We start from the raw sequence: 19,494 nt of genomic DNA, 5'->3' as shown, positions 1-19,494 counted from the left end.
CGACATGGACCAGACCTTCGCCTGCAGCGGCACCGTCCGCGCCGACCTGCGCCTGGCCGCCGGGCGGCTGGAGGTGGTCGCGTCCGACCGCGACACCGCCCACGTCAGCGTCACCCCCATGGACGCGAGCGAGGGCAGCGCCGAGGCGATGCGCGAAACGAAGATCGACTTCGCGGACGGCCGGCTGCTGGTGGCCGCCCCGGAGCACGGCGGCTGGCGGCTGTTCCGCCGGGCCCGGCTGCTCGTCCGCGTCGAGCTGCCCACCGGCAGCGCGCTGTCGGTGAAGCTGGCCTCGGCCGACGCCGTCTGCGAGGGCCTCTTCCACGACGCCGTGGTGCACACGGCCAGCGGGGACGTGGTGCTCGGCCAGGTCGCCGGGGACACCAGCGTCAACACCGCCAGCGGCAACGTACGGCTCGGCGCGGTCGGCGGTCACCTGCGCGCCAACAGCGCCTCCGGCGACCTGCGGACCGGGCACGTCAGCCGCACCGTCACCGTGCACACCGCCAGCGGCGACGTTGAGATCGGCGGCGTGGACCACGACGCCCGGATCACCAGCGCCTCAGGCGACATCTCGATCGGGGTGGCCCGCGGCGGCGAGGTGAAGCTCAACACGGCCAGCGGCGACATCTCCGTCGGCGTCGCCGCCGGCACCGGCGTGTGGCTGGACCTGACCACCGCGTCCGGACGGACCAGCAGCGACCTGCACATGGCGGGCCCCGTGCCGCCGCCCGCGGCCAACCCCACGACGCTGACCCTCAAGGCCCGCACCGCCTCGGGCGACATCGCGCTGCGGCGCGTCGTCCCGATCCCGGCCTGACCTCAGGGGGCCGGAGCTGATCGCCGGTGCGTGTCAGAGAGTGCGGGCTGACCGCAGGTCCTGACACGAACCGGCGATCAGCGCCGTCAGATGAAGAAGGCCGTCACACGAAGAAATACGTGAACGGGGCCCAGGGCAGGTTGCGCAGCACCATGAAGACGCCCCAGGCGGCGAGCACCCACGCGATCGTGTGCGGGGTGACCTTCAGCTGCGGCAGCTTCCACTTGAAGGTCAGGTTGCCGGCCCAGGCGACGTACATGTAGATGAGGAACGGCACCAGGAAGACGAAGACCAGGTGGTGCCGCGCGGCCGCGGGCAGGTCGCCCTGCAGCAGGTACCACGCGGCGCGGGTGCCGCCGCAGCCCGGGCAGTCGAAGCCGGTCAGCAGCTTCACCAGGCAGCCGGGCGTGGCGTCCGCGCCGACGTGCGCCGGGTCGGCCCACACGGTGTAGCCGAGCGCGGCGCCGATGCAGCCCAGGGCCGCCAGCGGGGCGAGCCACACCGGGGTGTGCGCGCGCAGCCAGTCGGTGAGCCGGGTGATCCGGTCGACGGGCGGCGGCGTGAAGGGGCTGCCCTCCGCGAACTGGCTCTGCGGGGGCATGGCGGCGGAGGCCTCGGTCACAACACTGAACTTACACTGCCCCGCACACCCGCATCGGCGAGCGCGGAAGCGAGATCGCCTCGCTCCGGGGCGGCCACCTCGCCCAGCCCCAGCCACGCCGACAGCCTGCGCAGCTCAGCGGCCAGCGCCTCGGCGGTGGCCCGCTCGTCGACCCCGGGCTCGGCCCACGCGGCGGGCACCCGCAGCACGCCCGCCTTGCGGTCGGCCTTCAGATCGACCCGCGCCGCGAACCGGCCCCCGTGCAGGAACGGCAGCACGTAGTACCCGTGTACGCGCTGCGCCTGGGGCACGTAGATCTCGATGCGGTAGCGCAGGTCGAACAGCCGCTCGGTGCGCCCGCGCTCCCAGATCAGCGGGTCGAACGGGCTGACCAGCGTGGACACCTCGACCCGGCGCGGCAGCGCGGCGTCGCGATGCCGCCAGGCCGGCCGCCCCCAGCCCTTGACCTGCGTGGGAATCAGCACGCCCGCCTCGACCAGGTCCGCGATCGCCGCGCGGGCCCCGTCGAGGGGCAGCCGGAAGTAGTCGCGCAGCTCCGGCTCGGCGGCCACCCCCAGCGCGCGGGCCGACGCCTCGACCAGCTGCCGATACGCCTCGGCGGGCTCGGGGGTCGGCACGCTCATCACCGACGCGGGCAGCACCCGCTCGGTGAGGTCGTAGCGCCGGGCGAACTGGGTGGTCCGCCCCGCCGAGGTGATCTCGCCGGAGTAGAACAGCCACTCCAGCGCCTTCTTCACGTCCGACCAGTTCCAGCCCCAGTTGTCCTTGGGCTTGGGCACGTCCTGCTCGATCTCGGCAGCGGTGACCGGTCCCTTCTCCCGCACCTCCTGGAGCACCCAGGCCACGAAGTCCGGCCGCTGCAGGGCGATGCTGCGCGGCCCGCCCCAGGCGCCCTCGGCGTTGGCCATCCGCCACCGCATCAGCGGCTGCAGCTCGACCGGCAGCAGCGACGCCTCGTGCCCCCAGTACTCGAACAGCCACCGCGGCCGCCGCGCGCTCGCCGAGTCCAGCACCGCCGGGTCGTACGCCCCGATCCGGCTGTAGGCGGGCAGGTAGTGCGCCCGCTGCAGCACGTTCACCGAGTCGATCTGCAGCAGCCCCGTGCGCCCCACGACCTTGCGCAGCTGCCGCGCCCCCACCACACCCTTCGGGGCTCGATCAGCGAATCCCTGCGCCGCGAGCGCCATCCGCCGGGCCTGCGCGATCGACAACGTCTCCACGCCGCCCGACGCTACCCCGCACCCCCGACACAAAAGGAAGGGCACCTTCTTATCGCTATTCGTAGTAGAAGGTGCCCTTCTTAACGCTTTGCTGCCCGCGCGTGCCTTTCCTAAGCTCTCCCGTCATGGGGATCGTCGTGCGGGCCGAGACGCCCGGGGACTGCCGCGCCGTGGCCGAGCTGCACATCCGCGCCTGGCAGGTGGCGTACACCGGCATCGTGCCCGCCGGGATCCTGGCCGCGCTGGACGCCGACGCCCGCACGCAGGCGCGCCTGGACCGGCTGGCCGACCCGGAGATCCCGTTCCGCAACCTGGTCGCGCTCGACGGGGACACGGTGACGGGGTTCGTGTGCTTCGGGCCGTACCGTGCGCAGGAACTCGACGGCACCCCGCTGCAGCCGCAGCACGGCGAGATCCTCGCCATCTACGTGCATCCGGACCGCTGGGGCACGGGCGTCGGAGACGCCCTGCTACTCGCGGCGCTGGCCGCGCTGCCGCAGCCCGAGGTGCGGCTGTGGGCGCTCGCGGAGAACCACCGGGCGCTGCGCTTCTACGCCCGGCACGGGCTACACCCGGACGGCGCGCGGGCGACCTACCGCCCCACCGGCAGCGACGTCGACATCCCCGAGCTGCGGCTCACCCTCCGCCGCGAGGTCCCCGCCTGAGGCGGCACCCGCGAGCGGCGTCACGCACAGCAGCGCCAGGCTGATCCAGACGTACGCGTTCGCGCCCAGGAACACGTCCCAGCCGCCGACGTCGCCCTCCCACAGCCAGACCAGGCGGCTGGACAGCACGGCGTACGACACCACGGCCAGCGCCAGCAGCCCGCGCCGCCGCCCGCTGCCCGCCGGGGCCGCCAGCCCGCGCTCGACCACCAGCACCAGCGCCGGGATCAGCCACACCAGGTGGTGCACCCAGGTGACCGGGCTGACCAGCACGCCCACGATGCCGGTGAAGGCGAGCCCGGCGACCTCGTCGCCCCGGGCCACCGCCGCGCGCGAGCGCACGAACCACACCGCCAGCACGGCCAGCACCAGCACCGCCCACAGCGCCTTGCTCGGGTGGCCGGTGGTCAGCCGGGCGACCACGCCCTGCAGCGACTGGTTCGAGATGAACGACAGCACGCCGACCCGGTCGGTGTCCCAGAGCGCGCTGGTCCAGAACTCGCGCGAGGCGTCCGGGGCGATCGCCGCCGCGGCCAGCGTCGCCGCCGCCGCCGTGCCGGAGGCCGTGATCGCCGCCCGCCACCGCTTGGTGATCAGCAGGTACACGATGAAGATGCCGGGGGTCAGCTTGACCGCGGTAGCCAGGCCGATGCCGACCCCGGCCCAGCGGCTGTCCTTACGGGTGAACAGCAGCAGGTCCGCCGCGACCAGGCCCAGCAGCAGCATGTTGACCTGGCCGAACAGGAAGGTCTCGCGCATCGGCTCGTACACGGCGACCAGGCACAGCGCGACGGCCAGCGCGAACCAGGGCGTCCAGCGCTGCTGCGCGATCACCGGGCCGAGCAGCAGCCGCAGCAGCCACCAGGTCACCAGCACGGTCGCGGTGGCGCTCACCACGATCGCGACCGGCCACGACATGATCGCCATGGGCAGCATGGCGAGGGCCGCGAACGGCGGGTACGTGAAGCCGTAGGTGCTGTTCGGGCGTACGAAGTCGTAGATCTCGCCGCCGGAGGTCCAGTAGTGGACCGCGCCGTAGTACACGTTGAGGTCGAAGAAGCCGTGCCGCTGCGCGAAAAGCGCCACGAACACCAGCGACACCGCCGCCAGCGCGGCCGTGATCGCGATCTGCCGTCCGCGGCTCAACGTCTACCTCCTGATCAGTGCCCGGCAGGGCTCGGTACGCTTCGGGGCGTGGCAGTCGGGTTCGTCCGGCCGGCGCGTCCCGACGACGCCGGCGAGATAGCGCGTATCCAGTTGACGACCTGGCGGGTCGCCTACCGGCGCTTGCTGCCCAGGCACATCCTCGACGAGATCGACGAGGCGTTCCTGGCCGAGCGCTGGCGGGAGGCCGTCGTCGCACCCCCCACGCCCCGGCACCGGGTGCTCGTCGCCGTCGAGCAGACGGCGGCCGAGCAGGCCGTACAAGAATACGTGGTGGGTTTCGCCGCCTCCGGCCCCTTCGACGAGGGTGCGCTGGCCCCCGACGAGGATCACACCGCCGACCGCGGCGATGTGGCCGCGATCACGGACCTGCTGGTCGAGCCCCGCTGGGGGCGCCGCGGCCACGGCAGCCGCCTGCTCGCCGCCACCGTCGACCTGTGGCGCGAGGACGCCTTCACCGGCGCCGTCTGCTGGGCCTTCGACGCCGACGCCGCCACCCGCAAGTTCCTCACCTCCACCGGCTGGGCCCCCGACGGCACCACCCGCGCCCTCGACGTAGACGACCTCCTCGTCCCCCAACTCCGCCTCCACACCACCCTCTAACAACCGGCTCCACCCCACCCCGCCGCGCCCTCGATGCGTTGATCATGAACTTATGGGCGTGTTCGACGGCGTGTCCCTACCCTGTGGCCGTGATCGACTCACCGCCCCCAGCGCGCGCAGACGAAGATCGCGTTGATCTTGCGCGAAGTGTTAGAGATATGCCCGGATAGGGCGTGTCGCACCCACAACACGCGCAAGATCAACGCGATCTTGAGCAAAGCAGTCTTGAGCCGAGTCCCGTGCAGTCCTGGCGGGGCAGGCGGGTCAGAGGAGGGCGGCGAGGCCCAGGGTCAGGCCGGGGCGCTTGGCCACCTCGCGGATGGCGAGGAGGACGCCGGGCATGAAGGAGGCGCGGTCGAAGGAGTCGTGGCGGATCGTGAGGAGCTCACCGGCCGCGCCGAAGAGGACCTCCTGGTGGGCGACCAGGCCGGCGGCGCGCACGCTGTGTACGCGTACCCCGCCCACCTCGGCGCCGCGGGCGCCGGGCATCTCCTCGGTGGTGGCGTCGGGCATCTCGCCCAGGCCGGCGGCCTTGCGGGCCTGCTCGATCAGGCGGGCGGTATGCAGCGCCGTGCCGCTGGGAGCGTCCACCTTCTTCGGGTGGTGCTGCTCGATGATCTCGACGGAGTCGAAGTAGCGGGCGGCCCGCTCGGCGAACTCCATCATCAGCACGGCGCCGATGCCGAAGTTCGGCGCGATCACGACACCGACCTCGGGCTTCTTCTCCAGCCAGCCCCGGACCCGGGCGATGCGCTCGTCGGTGAAGCCGCTGGTGCCGACCACCACGTTGATGCCCTGGTCGATGCACCAGTGCAGGTTGTCCAGCACCACGTCGGGCGTGGTGAAGTCGACGACCACCTGGGCGCCCGCGTCGGACGCATTGAACAGCCAGTCGCCCTGGTCGATCATCGCGACGAGATCGAGATCCTCGGCCTTGTCGACGGCGCGGCACACCTCGACACCCATCCGGCCCCGCGCACCCAGCACGCCGACCCGCAGCGGCTCCACAACATCAGTCACGCGCCCCAACCTAGCGGATCCCGCGATCCCCACCCGGCATGTCCCACGCTATGCCCACCGCCACCGGCCCGCGCCCCGCCGCCGAAGTCCGTCGATCATGAAGTTATGGACGCGACACGCCGTCGAACCCGCATAAGTTCATGATCAACGCAGCGCAGCGCAGCGCAGCGCAGCGCGCCGCCGGCGCGGGCGGGTCAGAGGGTGAAGGTGGAGTTGTTGAAGGGGCCTACCACGGCCAGGGACATGGGGGTGGTGAGGATCTTGGCGGCTATGTGGTTGACGTCGTCGAGGGTGACGGCGTCGATGCGGCGGAGGATCTCGTCGACGGACATGAGGTCACCGTGGAGGAGTTCGCCCTTGCCGAGGCGGCTCATCCGGGAGCCGGTGTCTTCGAGGCCGAGGACCAGGGAGCCCTTGAGCATGCCCTTGCCGCGGCGCAGCTCCTCGGCGGTGATGCCGTGGGCGGCGGTGTCGGCGAGTTCCTGGCGGATGAGGGCGAGCACCTCGTCGGCCTTGGCGGGGGCGCAGCCGGCGTACACCGCGAAGCTGCCGGTCTCGGCGTACTGCGAGGTGTACGAGTACACCGAGTACGCCAGGCCGCGCTTCTCGCGGATCTGCTGGAACAGGCGGCTGGACATGCCGCCGCCGAGCACGTTGTTCAGCACGCCGAGGGCGAAGCGGCGCTCGTCGTGCCGGTGCAGGGCGGGGCCGCCGAGCACCAGGTGGGCCTGCTCGGTGTCGTCCTCGCGGACCAGGACCCCGGCCGGCCGGTGCTTGACCCGGGAGTGCGACGAGCGGGCCGGCTCGGGTGAGGCGGCGGGCGCGTCGCCCAGCGGCGTACCGGCGAAGCTCTGCTGGACCAGCTTGACCACGGTGTTGTGGTCGAGGTTGCCGGCGGCCGCCACCACGATCACCGGCGGGGCGTACCGGCGGCGGTAGAAGCTGTTGATCTGCTTGCGGGTCATCGGGGTGATGGTCTCGACCGTGCCGGAGATGAGCCGGCCCAGCGGGTGGTCGCCGTAGAGGACCTCGGCGTGCAGGTCGTGCACCTCGTCGCCGGGCTCGTCGGCGTGCATGGCGATCTCTTCGAGGATCACCCCGCGTTCGGTCTCGACGTCGGCCTCGGCCAGCACCGAGTCGGCGACGGCGTCGCACATGACGTCGATGGCCAGCGGCAGGTCCTCGTCGAGCACGCGCGCGTAGTAGCAGGTGTACTCCTTGGCGGTGTACGCGTTGGTCTCGCCGCCGACCGCCTCGATCTGCGCCGAGATGTCCAGCGCGGAGCGCTTGCGGGTGCCCTTGAACAGCAGGTGCTCCAGGAAGTGCGAGGCACCGCCGAGCTGCGGCGCCTCGTCGCGGGAGCCGACGCCGACCCAGATGCCGAAGGTGACGCTGCGCATCGCGGGCACGGCCTCGGTCAGGATCCGCATCCCGTTGGGCAGCACGGTACGCCGCACCGTCCCGCCGAGCGGGTCGGTGTCGACCGTCCGGGTCACCGGCCGTCTCCCGGCGCGTCCCGTTCCGGCCGGGGCAGCACCTGTCTTCGCGGCGGGCTCCGCCGGGCTGGGCGCGGCCTGCTCGGCGGAGCCCGCGGGAGCCGGTCGGGTGTCGCGCGGCGCGGGCTCGCTGCCGGTAGCGGGTGCAGAAGGCATGGGCGGCACGGTTCCTCAAGTGCGGTAACGGGCACAGCCCGCGGGGAAGAGATCTTCCCCGCGGGCTGTGTGGCTAGCTGTTCTTGCTGGTCACCGACGAGCGTCAGTCGCGGCGGGTGCGCCGGCGGCGCTCGCCGTCGTCGCTGCGCGGGGCACGGTCGCCACCCCGGTCGCCGCCGCGGTCACCGCGCGGTGCACGGTCGCCGCCGCGCTCGCCGCCCTCGCGGGGCGCCTTGTCGGAGACGATCGGGTTGCCGTCGGGGCCGATCTTGTCCAGGTACACCTTGCCGCGCGCGTCGATGTCGGCGATGACGACCTCGACCTTGTCGCCGACGTTGAGGAAGTCCTCGACCCGCTCGACCCGCTTGCCGTCGCCCACCTTGGAGATGTGCAGCAGGCCGTCGCGGCCGGGCAGCAGCGAGACGAACGCGCCGAACGCGGCCGTCTTCACCACGGTGCCCAGGAAGCGGTCGCCCACCTTCGGCAGGGTCGGGTTCGCGATGGCGTTGATCCGCTCGACGGCGGCCTGCGCCGACGGGCCGTCGGTCGCGCCGACGTAGATCGTGCCGTCGTCCTCGATGGAGATCTCGGCGCCGGTCTCGTCCTGGATCGCGTTGATGGTCTGGCCCTTCGGGCCGATGACCATACCGATCTTGTCGACCGGGATCTTCACCGTGGTGACCCGCGGCGCGTAGTCGCTCATCTCGCCCGGCGCGGCGATGGCCGCGGCCATCACGCCGAGGATCGTCGCGCGCGCCTCGTTGGCCTGCTGCAGCGCGGCGGCCAGCACGTCCGACGGGATGCCGTCGAGCTTGGTGTCCAGCTGCAGGGCGGTGACGTACTCCGAGGTGCCGGCGACCTTGAAGTCCATGTCGCCGAACGCGTCCTCGGCACCGAGGATGTCGGTCAGCGTCACGTACTGGGTCTTGCCGTCGACCTCGTCGGAGATGAGGCCCATGGCGATGCCGGCGACCGGCGCCTTCAGCGGCACACCGGCGCTCAGCAGCGACATCGTGGACGCGCAGACCGAGCCCATCGAGGTCGAGCCGTTGGAGCCCAGCGCCTCCGACACCTGCCGGATCGCGTACGGGAACTCCTCGCGCGAGGGCAGCACCGGGATCAGCGCCCGCTCCGCCAGCGCGCCGTGGCCGATCTCGCGGCGCTTGGGCGAGCCCACCCGGCCGGTCTCACCGGTCGAGTACGGCGGGAAGTTGTAGTTGTGCATGTAGCGCTTGGTCTTCGCCGGCGACAGCGTGTCCAGAGCCTGCTCCATGCGCAGCATGTTCAGCGTGGTGACGCCCAGGATCTGGGTCTCGCCGCGCTCGAACAGGGCCGAGCCGTGCACGCGCGGGAGCACCTGCACCTCGGCGGTCAGGTCACGGATGTCGCGGGTGCCGCGGCCGTCGATGCGGACGCCGTCGCGCAGCACGCGGTGGCGCACCTCGTACTTGGTCAGCGAGCGGAAGGCGGCCGGGACCTCCTTCTCGCGGCCCTCGAACTGCGGGGTCACCGCGCCGACGACCTTCTCCTTGACCAGGTCGAGCGCCTCTTCGCGGTCGGCCTTGCCGACGATCTTCAGCGCCTCGGCGACCTCGGTGCCCGCCGCCGCCTTCACGGCCGCGTACACGTCGTCCTGGTAGTCCAGGAAGACCGGGAACTCGGTGACCGGCTTCGCGGCGACCGCGGCCAGCTCGCTCTGCGCCCGGCACAGCTCACGGATGGCGACCTTGGCCGCCTCCAGGCCGCCGGCCACGATCTCCTCGGTCGGCGCGACGGCGCCGTCCGCGACGAGCTTGTGGGTGTGCTCGGTGGCCTCGGCCTCGACCATCATGACGGCGACGTCGCCGTCCTCCAGGGTGCGGCCCGCGACCACCATGTCGAAGGTGGCGCGCTCCAGCTCGGCGTGGGTGGGGAAGGCCACCCACTGGCCGTCGATGTGCGCGACGCGGGTCGCGCCGATCGGGCCGCTGAACGGCAGGCCGGACAGCTTGGTCGACATGCTCGCCGCGTTGATCGCGACCACGTCGTACGGGTGGGCCGGGTCGAGCGACAGGATCGTCTCGACGACCTGGACCTCGTTGCGCAGGCCCTTGACGAACGACGGGCGCAGCGGCCGGTCGATCAGGCGGCAGGTGAGGATCGCGTCCTCGGACGGACGGCCCTCCCGGCGGAAGAACGAGCCCGGGATCCGGCCGGCGGCGTACATCCGCTCCTCGACGTCCACCGTCAGCGGGAAGAAGTCGAACTGGTCCTTGGGCTGCTTGCTGGCCGTGGTCGCGGAGAGGACCACGGTGTCGCCCAGCTGGGCGATGACGGAGCCGGCGGCCTGGCGGGCCAGGCGTCCGGTGGAGAAGGTGATCTCACGGGTGCCGAACGACCCGTTGTCGATCACGGCCTTGCTGGTCTGTTCGCCGAGGTTGTGCTCGGTCATGAAGCTGTGTGCTCCTTCTGTCGCGGCACGCGAGCGACCCGTACTCGGGTGGGACAGTCGGTCTTCGATCGAAGCGCCCGGAGCATGCTCCGGACACCACTACCGAGGACCGACCCATACCGGCTCTGGGTGTGTTGCCTGCGCCAGCGCCGGATGTCCCCCGACGGCGGGTGCGTGCCTTCTTCTCTGGTCAAACGTCGGGGGAGCGACATGTGCCGCTCCCCCGTCAGTTCATCGGCGCAGGCCGAGGCGCTCGATGAGCGCACGGTAGCGGGCGATGTCCGACTTCTGCAGGTACGCCAGGAGCCGCTTGCGGCGGCCCACCAGCAGCAGCAGACCACGACGGCTGTGGTGGTCGTGCTTGTGCAGCTTGAGGTGCTCGGTCAGATCCTGGATCCGCTTGGTGAGGACCGCCACCTGGACCTCCGGCGAGCCGGTGTCCCCTTCGACGGTGGCGTAGTCCGCCATGATCTGGGTCTTGACTGCAGCGTCGAGCGCCATGTTCTCCCTAACTGTGGGTTCTTTGCCACCTCAATATCCCCACGGCGTCGGGCAGGGCATACGAGGCCGACACCGGTGACCCGGCGTCCCCTCAAGGCTACCAGGACGTGGGATACCACCCCCACGGGATACGCAAACCACCCGTTCCCGACGGCGTGTACCCCACCCGACGTGCCGCCCGTGCCGGGGGCAAGATCGCCGGTTCGTGTCAGAAAGTGCGGCCAGACCGCAGATCTTGACACGAATCACCGATCATCGCGCGGGGACGCCCAGGACCGCGCGCGTGCGGGCGACGTCGTCCTCGATGGCCTCCACCAGCGCGGGGATGCCGTCGAACTTGAGCGTCGGCCGGAGGTGGCTGACGAAGTCCAGGGCCAGCCGCTCGCCGTACAGGTCGCCGGTGAAGTCGAGCACGTACGCCTCGACCCGGCGCTCCTGCCCGGAGAACGTGGGATTGGTGCCGATCGACACCGCGGCGGGCAGCCGGTCGTTGCCGCGCACCAGCCAGGCCGCGTAGACCCCGTCCGCGGGCACGGCGGCGTACTTGGCCACCATCAGGTTCGCCGTCGGGAAGCCGATCTCGCGCCCGCGCTGGTCGCCGCGGACCACGACGCCCTCCAGCCGGTGGGGCCGCCCCAGCACCGCCGCGGCCGTCTCGATGTCCCCGGCGTCCACGCAGGCCCGCACGTACGTCGACGAGAAGATCGTCCCATCCCCGCTGACCAGCGGCGCGGACTCCACGGCGAACCCGAACGTGCGCCCGAGCCGGGCGAGCAGCTCCACGTCACCGGCGGCCTTGTGGCCGAAGCGGAAGTTCTCCCCGACCACGACCAGCGCCGCGTGCAGGTGCTCGACGAGCACGTCGTGCACGAACCGGTCGGCGTCGAGCTTCGAGAACTCCAGCGTGAACGGCTGCACGCACAGCACGTCCACGCCCAGGCCCTCGATCAGCTCGGCCTTGCGCAGCGGCGAGGTGAGCACGGCGGGGTGCGAGCCGGGCCGCACCACCTCGGACGGGTGCGGGTCGAAGGTCAGCACGACGGCGGGCAGGCCCAGCTCCCGGGCGCGCTTCACGGTGTGGCCGATGGTCTGCTGGTGCCCGGTGTGCACACCGTCGAAGACGCCGATGGTCACCACGGACCGGCCCCACCCGCCGGGCGCCGCGTCGTACCCCCGCCAGCGCTGCATCACTGCTCGCCTCCCACCAGGACGATCTCCGCCTTGGCCCGGCCGCCGCGCTCGGACATGACGGCGAGCGCGGCCCCGTCCGGACCCACCACACCGTACGGCCCGGCCTGGCCGACGGCGGGCAGCGGCCCGCCGTGGGACACGATCTTCGCCGCGTCCGCGTCGACGGTGCGGATCGGCATGGCGCGGCCCAGGGCCTGCGCGAGCGGCAGCGCCACCGGGTCGGCGAGGTCCGCGAGCTTTTCGAGGGGGTACGCCTCGGCGAGGGTGAACCCGCCCACGGCGGTGCGCCGGAGCGCGGTGAGGTGACCACCGACACCCAGCGCGGTGCCCAGGTCGCGGGCGATCGCCCGGATGTAGGTGCCCGACGAGCAGGCGACCTCCACCTCGACGTCGACCACGTCGTCCTGCCGGGTGATCCCCGACACGTCGATCCGGGAGATCGTCACCCGGCGCGCGGGCAGCTCGACCTGCTCGCCCTGGCGGACCCGGTGGTAGGAGCGCACTCCGTTGATCTTGATGGCGCTGACCGCGGACGGCACCTGGTCGACCTCGCCGGTCAGCGCGGCCAGCCCGGCCCGGATCTGCTCGTCGGTGACGTGGCCCGCGGGCGTGCTCGCGGTGACGTCGCCCTCGGCGTCGTCGGTGACCGTGGCCTGCCCCAGCCGGATGGTGCCCCGGTAGACCTTGTCGGTGCCCACGACGTAGGTGAGCAGGCGGGTGGCCCGGCCGACGCCGAGCACGAGCACGCCGGTCGCCATCGGGTCCAGCGTGCCGCCGTGGCCGACCTTGCGGGTGCCGGCGATGCGGCGCACCCGCGCGACCACGTCGTGCGAGGTCATGCCGCCGGCCTTGTCCACCACGATCAGCCCGTCGGTCACCGGGCGGTCGTTCTTCCTGCTGCTCACGCTTCTCCTCGCCCCGCTGCGCCGTGGGTCGGGCGCGCGCCGACGTCCAGCCTAGGCGGGCCGGGGCGCCGGGCTGGGCACGGCCCAGCCGCCGGTCCGCATCCGCAGCAGCAGCGCCACCAGCCGGACCACGATGAACAGGGTCAGCCCCGCCCACACCCCGGTCAGGCCCAGGTCGAGGGCGTACGCGAGCCAGGTCGCCGGCAGGAAGCCCACCACGGCCGCGACGATGGTCAGATTGCGCAGGTACGCCACGTCGCCCGCGCCGATGAGCACCCCGTCGAGCGCGAACACGATCCCGCCCATCGGCAGCAGCACGGCGAACCACGGCCAGATCAGCGCCGCCTGCTCCCATACCGCGGGATCGTCGACGAACAGCGCGGGCAGCACCGTGACGCTCGCGCCCAGCACCACCGCGAAGGCCACCCCGCACCAGCCGCCGAGCCAGGTGATCCGCCGCGCGGTCGCCTTCGCCGCGGCCGGGTCGCCCGCGCCCAGCTCCGCGCCGACCAGCGACTGCGCCGCGATGGCCACCGAGTCGAGCACCAGCGCGCTGAAGAACCACAGCTGCAGCGCGATCTGGTGCGCGGCCAGCGCCGCCGCGCCGAACCGGGCCGCCACCGCCGCCGCGGACAGGAAGCACGCCTGGAACGCCGCACCCCGCACCAGCAGCGCCCCGTTGACGGAGAGCTGGCGGCGCAGCACGGCCCAGTCCGGGCTCAGCGGCACCCGCTCACGCCACAGCGCGCGCAGGAACAGGCCGCCGGACGCGGCCTGCGCGGCCACGTTCGCCCAGGCGGAGCCGACCATGCCCCAGCCGAGCCCGTACACCAGCAGCGGGCACAGCACGGCCGAGGCGAGGTTGGCGCCGAGCACGTAGTAGAGCGGGCGGCGGGTGTCCTGCACGCCCCGCATCCACCCGTTGCCCGCCATCGCGAGCAGGATGAACGGCGCGCCGAGGCAGGCCACCCGCAGCCACAGCTCGGCCTGCGCGGCCACCGCCGCCGACTCCGGCCCGTTGCCGGACAGCGCCCTCGCCAGCGGCCCGGCGAACAGCTGCGCCGCCAGCACCAGCGCCAGCCCGGCCAGGCCCGCCAGCCAGGACGCCTGCACCCCCTCGCCGACCGCCCCCGCCCGGTCACCCGCGCCGAAGCGCCGCGCCGCGCGGCCCGTGGTGCCGTACGCGAGCACGTTGCCGAGCCATACGGCCAGCCCCAGCACCGTCCCGGCCAGGCCCAGCGCCGCCAGCGGCACCCGGCCCAGGTGTCCCACCACGGCGGTGTCGACGAGCACGTACAGCGGCTCGGCGGCCAGCACGACCAGCGCGGGCAGGGCCAGCGCCGCGATCCTGCGGTATCCGCTCGCCGCGGCGCGCTCCCGCACGGCCGTCACGGCCGCTCCCCCGTCACGGCTGCCCGTCCAGGAGGTCGTCCAGATCCTCGTCCAGCTCGTCGGAGGGTGGCGGCACGGCGGCACGGCGGCGGGCCAGCTCCGCGGGCGCGCCGATCGCCGTTCGGTCCTCGGGCACGGCCCGGTAGTGCTGGAGCAGCCGCACCAGGAACTCCCGGTCGACGTCGAACTTGGGAAGAGTCACGCGCAGCACGCCGCTCGGCCCGGTCGCCGGCTCGGTCCACAGCGACAGCTCGGCCACTCCACCACGCGGGCGGACCTGCACCCCGGTGAGCCGCGCCCAGGGCACCGTACGGGTGCGCAGCCCGCGCACCGACACCCCGCCGGGCGTCACCAGCAGGCGGGGAGGGTGATGAATGAGCAGCGCCGCCAGCACCACCAGCGCGCTCGCGGTGAGCGGCTGGCCGCCGCCGAGCGCGAACCCGGCCCCGGCCAGCGCCAGGGTGCCGCGGGCGTACACGACGGGCGAGGTGAACGCGGCGAACCCCTGCGGCAGGGTCACCGGCGCCAGCGCCGCCGGTCGGCGCACCCGCCACAGCAGGTGGACCGCACCGAAGTAGACGACCAGCGTCGCCAGGGCGGCCAGCGCGGACACTGTCCGCCAGACCCACCCCGGACCCGGGACACCGGCGACCGCGGCCGTGATGATCAGCCCGGCGCCGCCCACGGCCCAGGCCGCGACGAGCAGCCTGCGGTTCTGCGACGCCAGGTGACGCAGCAGATCGCCGTCGGCGGGTGCCGCGGGCGCGGCTGTCGAGGACATCCCGACAGCGTAGACGCAACGATCATCCCGCCGGGTGCCCCGCTCGGGCGGGGCGGCCGAACGGACTACTGCCGGGTGTCCATGGAGGTCTGCAGCGCGCGGCGGGCCTGCTCGCGCTCGCGGTCTTCCTCGGTGGTCTGCGGCTGGGGCTTCTTGGACGTAGGCATGGGAACGGTCCTTCCACAACAACGGGTCGATGACGCACGCACGCCGAACACGTGCCGCGTTTCCTCTGTCCGCCGCCGTTCTCGGGATCGCCGAGCATCCTCGCCGGTGTGACCTACCGCGGCGCCGCCGTCCGGGTGGGACCGCGAAGCGCGCCGCTGCAGGCAAAACTATCGTTCAGTTCCACATCCTGCACAGCCGTTCCCACGACCTGGAACGTCAGCATGCCGACTGACCTGCTAAACCGCTCCTTAACGCGCAACAAGTCGGATATCTCCCCCTGAATCTCCGCTCAGCTCCAGGGTAGGGCGGGCATGATCGCCGTCTCGTGTCCAAACCTGCGCCCCAGCCCCACCTTTGGACACGAACCCGCGATCATGGCCACCGCACAAGCCCCACCACGCCAACCCCCAGCCGCGCCGACAGGGGCAAGATCGCCGTCTCGTGTCAGAACGTGTGGCCCAGCCCGAGGTTTGGACACGAACCCGCGATCATGCCCACCCCCCATCTCGCCAGCCAAGGAACGCCACCACGCCCAGAGGCTCACCGAGCCAGAAAGTGCCACCCCAACCAGAACCAGAACCCCAGGATCGCCAGCCGCCCCACCGGCAGCCCGCCCACGTCATACCGCATGACCAGCGCCGCTACGTCGCCGATCGACGGCACCCGAGACCCCGGCCGCCGCGCCGCCCACTCCACCGCCAGCACCGCCACCCCCGCCAGCACGAACCCGGCGATCGCAAGAAACCGAGTCAAACTCACCGCCGCACCAGCCCCCAGAACCCGGCCAGCCACCCGAAGTACGCCAGACTCCGCACCAGATACCCGTCAAGCAGCGGATCGGCCAGCAACGACAGCGTCGGGTAATCGTGCGTGGACCCCATCGCGAACGTGATCACCTCGACCACCACGAACACCGCCACCGGCACCAGCCACCACGCCACCCCAGGCAGCAGCCCCGACGGCGCGGCCCGGCGCGGCAGCCGCGACGACATCCCCGCCAGCATCATGCCCCCGCCCAGCGCGAGCACGTAAAGATTCGCCGCCAGCGAGAACGACGGCAGCAACCCGCCGATCAGCGAGAACGGCACGAACACCGGCAGCATGACCTGTGCGCGCGCCCACGGGCGCACCGGCTCGACGGTGAGCTCGGGACGCTGTTCCATGACCCGATTGTGCTCCGTTGACCGGTCTGCGCGGGAGACCTTCGCCACCCTGCTCCGGCCGCGCCGCCGATGGGGCGAACCGGCCGCCCGTCAGCCCTGCGCCGCCAGCTCCGCGCGCACCGCCGCGATGATCTCCTCCGCGCCGCCCCGGCCGGTGAACCCGGCGGCCAGCCGGTGCCCGCCCCCGCCGAGCGCGACCGCGACCCGGCTGACGTCCGCGCCGCCCTTGCTCCGCATGGACACCGCCCACTCCTGCGGCGCGACCTGCTTGAGCAGCAGCGCCACGTCCGCCTCGGAGACGCAGCGCACCGAGTCGATCAGCGCCTCCAGCACGTACGGAGGCTGCTCGTGCTTGGCCAAATCGTCGAGCGTGGCCACGGCGTACACCAGGCCGCGCCCGCCGGCGCCCTCGGGCTCCAGCTGGGCCCGGCCCATGACCTCGCCGAACAGGCGCACCGCGCCGAACGGGCGGCTGTCGAAGATGCGCCGGGAGATGCCGCCGACGTCGATGCCGGTGGCGACCAGGCGCGCGGCCAGCTCGTGCACCTCGGGCGTGGTCAGGTCGAACTTGAACGAGCCGGTGTCGGTGACCAGCGCGATGTAGAGGCACTCGGCCATGGGCCGGTCCAGCGGCACGTCCAGCCGCCGCAGCATCTCGGCGGCGACCACCGAGGTGGCCGCGGCGTACGGGTCGACCAGCGACACCTTGCCGAAGCCGGTGTTCGACGCGTGGTGGTCGAGCACCAGGCTGACCGTGGCCGTCTCCAGCCGGTCCACCAGCGACCCGAGCCGCGACTCGCTGGCCGCGTCGAAGGTCACCAGCAGGTCCGGCGCGGGGTCGGCGTCGGCCTCCGGGATGAGCAGGTCCATCGCGGGCATGTGCAGCGGCGCGGGCACGCTCAGCGGGCCCGGGAAGGTGCACTGCAGCGAGGTGACGCCGAGCCGGAGCAGGCCCTGCGCGAAGCCGAGCATGCTGCCCAGCGCGTCGCCGTCGGGGTTGACGTGGCAAACCAGCAGCACCCGCGCGCCGGGACGCAGCCCGGTGCGCACGGCCGCGACGGCCGCGGCCCAGTCCTGCTCGGTGGGGCGGCCGGTGGTCCCGGCCGCCAGCGTCGCCGCGTTCACGCCTGGGCTGCCGCGCGCAGCGCAGGCTCCTCCTCGTCGTCTTCGTCCTGCGCGTCCTCGTCGTCCTCGACCTTGTACGGCTGCGCGTCGCCGGCGTACTCCGCGCCCGCGGCCAGCTCCTGCACCTGGGCGTCGCGCTGCTTCGCCTCGGCGAGCAGGTCGTCGATGTGCTTGACGTGCTCCTGGACGTCGTCGGAGACGAACGCCAGGGACGGCGAGTGGCGCAGGCCGAGGGCCCGGCCGACCACGCCGCGCAGCATGCCCTTGGCGCTCTCCAGCGCGGCGGCGGTGCCCGCCTGGGCCTCCGCGTCGCCGAGCACCGTGTAGAAGACCGTTGCCTCGCGCAGGTCGGCGGTGATCCGCGCGTCGGTGATGGTGATCATCCCGAGCCGGGGGTCCTTGATCTGGGAACGTACCGCCGATGCCACGAGCTCACGCACCCGCTCGGCATGCTTGCGTACCTTGGCCGGATCAGCCATCACGTCACCTCCGCGACCGACGACCTCGGCGCGCCACGCTGCGGCTCACGCCGGTCAGGCGAGGTCGCCACTGTGACGAGCCAGGGTCGAAACCAACACCATGACACTACCCGCCGGGTCCGACCCTCACGCGAGCGCGCTGAGCGCGGACGGAGCCGCAGCTCACAGCGCTAGACTGCGCAGCTCACAGCTAATCGTCGTCGCCGTACCAGCGGCGGCGCACGGACAGCACCTCGACCTCGGGACGGCCGACCACGAGGCGCTCGCACTGGTCGAGGACCTCGTTCACGTGCGCCGGGTCAGCGGCGACCACGGCCACCCCGATCTCGGTGCGCCCGTGCAGCTCGAGCGCCCCCACCTCGGCCACGGCGACCTCGTACTTCTTCAGCGCCGCGATGATCGGGCGCACGTACGAGCGCTTCTCCTTCAGCGACCGGGAGTCACCCGGCAGCAACAGGTCGAAAACGGTAGTTCCGGTATGCACGAGCCAGAAGCGTACGCGAGATCACACCTTGCGGGCCACCAGAATGTCGCGGTTGATGGCCTGGTCGACCCGGTGCTCGAAGCCCTCGTAGTCCACCGCCTCCAGGCCGTGCTCCTCCAGCAGGTCTAGGGCGTCCTCACGCGGGGCAACGTGGGTGTTCCAGGACACGCCCAGCGCGCCGCCGGGGCGCAGCAGGGACAGCCAGCCCGGCAGCGCCTCCTCCAGCAGCTCCAGCGGCCCCCGGGCCAGGCCCTTGGCGCTGCGGCTGCCGTGCACCACGCCGTAGGGCAGGTCGGCCACCACCAGGTCCACGGAGTTGCCTTTGAGCAGGCCGCGCGTCTGCGTGGTGTCGGCCTCGAACACGCTCAGATGCTGCGGCTGGTCCCGCACGTCGCCGATGCGCGCGTCGAACCGGCGGCCGATCCGCTTGCCCTCCCGCCGCAGCGGCGCCATCTCGGTGGTGTGCTTGATCCGCTTGTTCTTGAGCCAGGTCTTCAGGAAGGCGCTGTACGCCTCGACGTCCTTGCCGTCCAGTTCGATGCCGATCGCGTCCCAGCCGTACATCAGCGCCTGGTTGAGCGTGGTGCCCCGCCCCGCGACCGGGTCGAGCACCACGAACCGCCGGGTGAGCAGCTGATCGGCCCACGAGGTGGCCAGCGCGGTCACGTTGAGCAGCAGCTTGGTGAAGTTCTCGTTGGTCTTGCCGGCGTACTTCTGAATGGTGATCAGATCGTCGTCGAACCGGTCCAGCGGCGCCTCGCCGAGCGGCTTGAGCAGCCCGTCCCCCACGATCTCGAACAGCGCGTACGCCGACGACAGGTTCGCCAGCACCCGCAGCTCCCCGGCCGCCAGCTCCCCGTCCTCGACCTCGAACGACAGGTACGGCCGCCCACCCAGCTCGACGACCTCCGCCGGCTCCAGCCGCCCACCCAGCGCCCGCTCCGAGAACACCGCCAGCTCGGCAGCCGTCAACTCCGGCGCCGACTGCGTGTAAACCCGATTAGCCGACGGCGCCACCAGCACCGCATACCTCGCCACTGCTCCCCCTCCGCCTACCACGACGATCTTGCACGAACTGTTGCCCTTTTGCCCGGAACGGGCGTGTCGC

Annotated in this window: 20 protein-coding genes; 3 read left to right on the top strand and 17 right to left on the bottom strand. The window is 72.3% G+C overall.

The genetic code is table 11. The annotated features are described in order from the left end of the window. Positions 1-4: 4 nt before the first annotated feature. Positions 5-820, top strand: a complete 816-nt coding sequence (locus tag Cba03nite_RS35530; protein ID WP_203756193.1) for a DUF4097 family beta strand repeat-containing protein — start codon at positions 5-7, stop codon at positions 818-820. A gap of 103 nt (positions 821-923) precedes the next feature. Here Cba03nite_RS35530 and Cba03nite_RS35525 read toward each other — a convergent pair whose 3' ends face one another. Together Cba03nite_RS35525 and Cba03nite_RS35520 are read right to left on the bottom strand one after the other, a co-directional pair. Continuing rightward, a complete protein-coding gene (locus tag Cba03nite_RS35525; protein ID WP_239126257.1) occupies positions 924-1,442 on the bottom strand; it encodes a DUF2752 domain-containing protein in 519 nt (172 codons plus the stop codon). Further along, a complete protein-coding gene (locus Cba03nite_RS35520; protein WP_203756221.1) occupies positions 1,439-2,629 on the bottom strand; it encodes a winged helix-turn-helix domain-containing protein in 1,191 nt (396 codons plus the stop codon). Before Cba03nite_RS35520 ends, Cba03nite_RS35525 begins: the two co-directional genes overlap by 4 nt. 158 nt (positions 2,630-2,787) lie before the next feature. Here Cba03nite_RS35520 and Cba03nite_RS35515 point away from each other — a divergent pair, with 158 nt between their 5' ends. Then, a complete protein-coding gene (locus tag Cba03nite_RS35515; RefSeq protein ID WP_203756192.1) occupies positions 2,788-3,327 on the top strand; it encodes a GNAT family N-acetyltransferase in 540 nt (179 codons plus the stop codon). Here Cba03nite_RS35515 and Cba03nite_RS35510 read toward each other — a convergent pair. Continuing rightward, entirely contained in the window at positions 3,229-4,473 is a 1,245-nt protein-coding gene (locus tag Cba03nite_RS35510) for a glycosyltransferase 87 family protein (RefSeq protein ID WP_203756191.1), read from the bottom strand. The genes Cba03nite_RS35515 and Cba03nite_RS35510 overlap by 99 nt on opposite strands. A gap of 48 nt (positions 4,474-4,521) precedes the next feature. Here Cba03nite_RS35510 and Cba03nite_RS35505 point away from each other — a divergent pair, with 48 nt between their 5' ends. Continuing rightward, entirely contained in the window at positions 4,522-5,094 is a 573-nt protein-coding gene (locus Cba03nite_RS35505; protein WP_203756189.1) for a GNAT family N-acetyltransferase, read from the top strand. A 264-nt stretch (positions 5,095-5,358) separates the two neighbouring features. Here the strand turns inward: Cba03nite_RS35505 and dapB are convergent, their stop codons facing one another. The 14 genes from dapB to Cba03nite_RS35435 form a co-directional block, all read right to left on the bottom strand. After that, positions 5,359-6,114 carry a 4-hydroxy-tetrahydrodipicolinate reductase gene (dapB, locus tag Cba03nite_RS35500; RefSeq protein WP_203756187.1) on the bottom strand — a complete coding sequence of 252 codons (756 nt, stop codon included), beginning with the start codon at positions 6,112-6,114 and terminating at the stop codon, positions 5,359-5,361. 194 nt (positions 6,115-6,308) lie between these two features. Further along, positions 6,309-7,610, bottom strand: coding sequence for a M16 family metallopeptidase (locus Cba03nite_RS35495; RefSeq protein WP_346113924.1), 1,302 nt, complete (start codon positions 7,608-7,610; stop codon positions 6,309-6,311). 259 nt (positions 7,611-7,869) lie between these two features. After that, entirely contained in the window at positions 7,870-10,197 is a 2,328-nt protein-coding gene (locus tag Cba03nite_RS35490; protein WP_203756181.1) for a polyribonucleotide nucleotidyltransferase, read from the bottom strand. 231 nt (positions 10,198-10,428) lie between these two features. Next, positions 10,429-10,698: a 30S ribosomal protein S15 gene (gene rpsO, locus Cba03nite_RS35485; protein WP_203756178.1), complete on the bottom strand. Its 270-nt coding sequence runs from the start codon at positions 10,696-10,698 to the stop codon at positions 10,429-10,431. Positions 10,699-10,950: 252 nt separating this feature from the next. After that, positions 10,951-11,886 carry a bifunctional riboflavin kinase/FAD synthetase gene (locus tag Cba03nite_RS35480; RefSeq protein ID WP_203756163.1) on the bottom strand — a complete coding sequence of 312 codons (936 nt, stop codon included), beginning with the start codon at positions 11,884-11,886 and terminating at the stop codon, positions 10,951-10,953. Then, on the bottom strand, positions 11,886-12,728 hold the full coding sequence (gene truB / locus Cba03nite_RS35475) for a tRNA pseudouridine(55) synthase TruB (RefSeq protein WP_239126260.1): 843 nt from the start codon (positions 12,726-12,728) through the stop codon (positions 11,886-11,888). The genes Cba03nite_RS35480 and truB overlap by 1 nt, the downstream gene beginning before the upstream one ends. A 117-nt stretch (positions 12,729-12,845) precedes the next feature. Then, a complete protein-coding gene (locus Cba03nite_RS35470) occupies positions 12,846-14,186 on the bottom strand; it encodes an MATE family efflux transporter (protein WP_203756159.1) in 1,341 nt (446 codons plus the stop codon). Between the two features lie 13 nt (positions 14,187-14,199). Then, positions 14,200-14,967 carry a hypothetical protein gene (locus Cba03nite_RS35465; RefSeq protein WP_203756157.1) on the bottom strand — a complete coding sequence of 256 codons (768 nt, stop codon included), beginning with the start codon at positions 14,965-14,967 and terminating at the stop codon, positions 14,200-14,202. A gap of 708 nt (positions 14,968-15,675) precedes the next feature. After that, positions 15,676-15,888 carry a DUF6186 family protein gene (locus tag Cba03nite_RS35460; RefSeq protein ID WP_203756219.1) on the bottom strand — a complete coding sequence of 71 codons (213 nt, stop codon included), beginning with the start codon at positions 15,886-15,888 and terminating at the stop codon, positions 15,676-15,678. Between the two features lie 2 nt (positions 15,889-15,890). Beyond that, positions 15,891-16,298: a hypothetical protein gene (locus Cba03nite_RS35455; RefSeq protein WP_203756155.1), complete on the bottom strand. Its 408-nt coding sequence runs from the start codon at positions 16,296-16,298 to the stop codon at positions 15,891-15,893. Between the two features lie 90 nt (positions 16,299-16,388). Next, the gene (locus tag Cba03nite_RS35450; protein WP_239126256.1) at positions 16,389-17,423 is read right to left on the bottom strand and encodes a DHH family phosphoesterase; all 1,035 of its coding nucleotides are present in this window, start codon (positions 17,421-17,423) and stop codon (positions 16,389-16,391) included. After that, a complete protein-coding gene (gene rbfA, locus Cba03nite_RS35445; RefSeq protein ID WP_203756153.1) occupies positions 17,420-17,902 on the bottom strand; it encodes a 30S ribosome-binding factor RbfA in 483 nt (160 codons plus the stop codon). The genes Cba03nite_RS35450 and rbfA overlap by 4 nt, the downstream gene beginning before the upstream one ends. Before the next feature lie 190 nt (positions 17,903-18,092). Beyond that, on the bottom strand, positions 18,093-18,386 hold the full coding sequence (locus tag Cba03nite_RS35440) for a DUF503 domain-containing protein (RefSeq protein ID WP_203756151.1): 294 nt from the start codon (positions 18,384-18,386) through the stop codon (positions 18,093-18,095). Positions 18,387-18,407: 21 nt separating this feature from the next. After that, complete coding sequence (locus tag Cba03nite_RS35435; protein WP_203756149.1) at positions 18,408-19,424, bottom strand: TRM11 family SAM-dependent methyltransferase; 1,017 nt, start codon at positions 19,422-19,424, stop codon at positions 18,408-18,410. Positions 19,425-19,494: the final 70 nt, after the last annotated feature.

Origin of the sequence: Catellatospora bangladeshensis (assembly GCF_016862575.1) — a bacterium.
Classification (GTDB): Bacteria; Actinomycetota; Actinomycetes; order Mycobacteriales; family Micromonosporaceae; genus Catellatospora; species Catellatospora bangladeshensis.
This window is presented reverse-complemented; position numbering and strand designations above follow the sequence as displayed.

Bases quoted from the DNA above. Each gene is read 5' to 3' on its own strand.
- Cba03nite_RS35530 (WP_203756193.1), top strand. From the start codon at position 5: ATGGACCAGACCTTCGCCTGCAGCGGCACCGTCCGCGCCGACCTGCGC.
- Cba03nite_RS35520 (WP_203756221.1), bottom strand. From the start codon at position 2,629: ATGGCGCTCGCGGCGCAGGGATTCGCTGATCGAGCCCCGAAGGGTGTG.
- Cba03nite_RS35515 (WP_203756192.1), top strand. From the start codon at position 2,788: ATGGGGATCGTCGTGCGGGCCGAGACGCCCGGGGACTGCCGCGCCGTG.
- Cba03nite_RS35490 (WP_203756181.1), bottom strand. From the start codon at position 10,197: ATGACCGAGCACAACCTCGGCGAACAGACCAGCAAGGCCGTGATCGAC.
- rpsO (WP_203756178.1), bottom strand. From the start codon at position 10,698: ATGGCGCTCGACGCTGCAGTCAAGACCCAGATCATGGCGGACTACGCC.
- Cba03nite_RS35480 (WP_203756163.1), bottom strand. From the start codon at position 11,886: ATGCAGCGCTGGCGGGGGTACGACGCGGCGCCCGGCGGGTGGGGCCGG.
- truB (WP_239126260.1), bottom strand. From the start codon at position 12,728: ATGACCTCGCACGACGTGGTCGCGCGGGTGCGCCGCATCGCCGGCACC.
- Cba03nite_RS35465 (WP_203756157.1), bottom strand. From the start codon at position 14,967: ATGTCCTCGACAGCCGCGCCCGCGGCACCCGCCGACGGCGATCTGCTG.
- Cba03nite_RS35455 (WP_203756155.1), bottom strand. From the start codon at position 16,298: ATGGAACAGCGTCCCGAGCTCACCGTCGAGCCGGTGCGCCCGTGGGCG.
- rbfA (WP_203756153.1), bottom strand. From the start codon at position 17,902: ATGGCTGATCCGGCCAAGGTACGCAAGCATGCCGAGCGGGTGCGTGAG.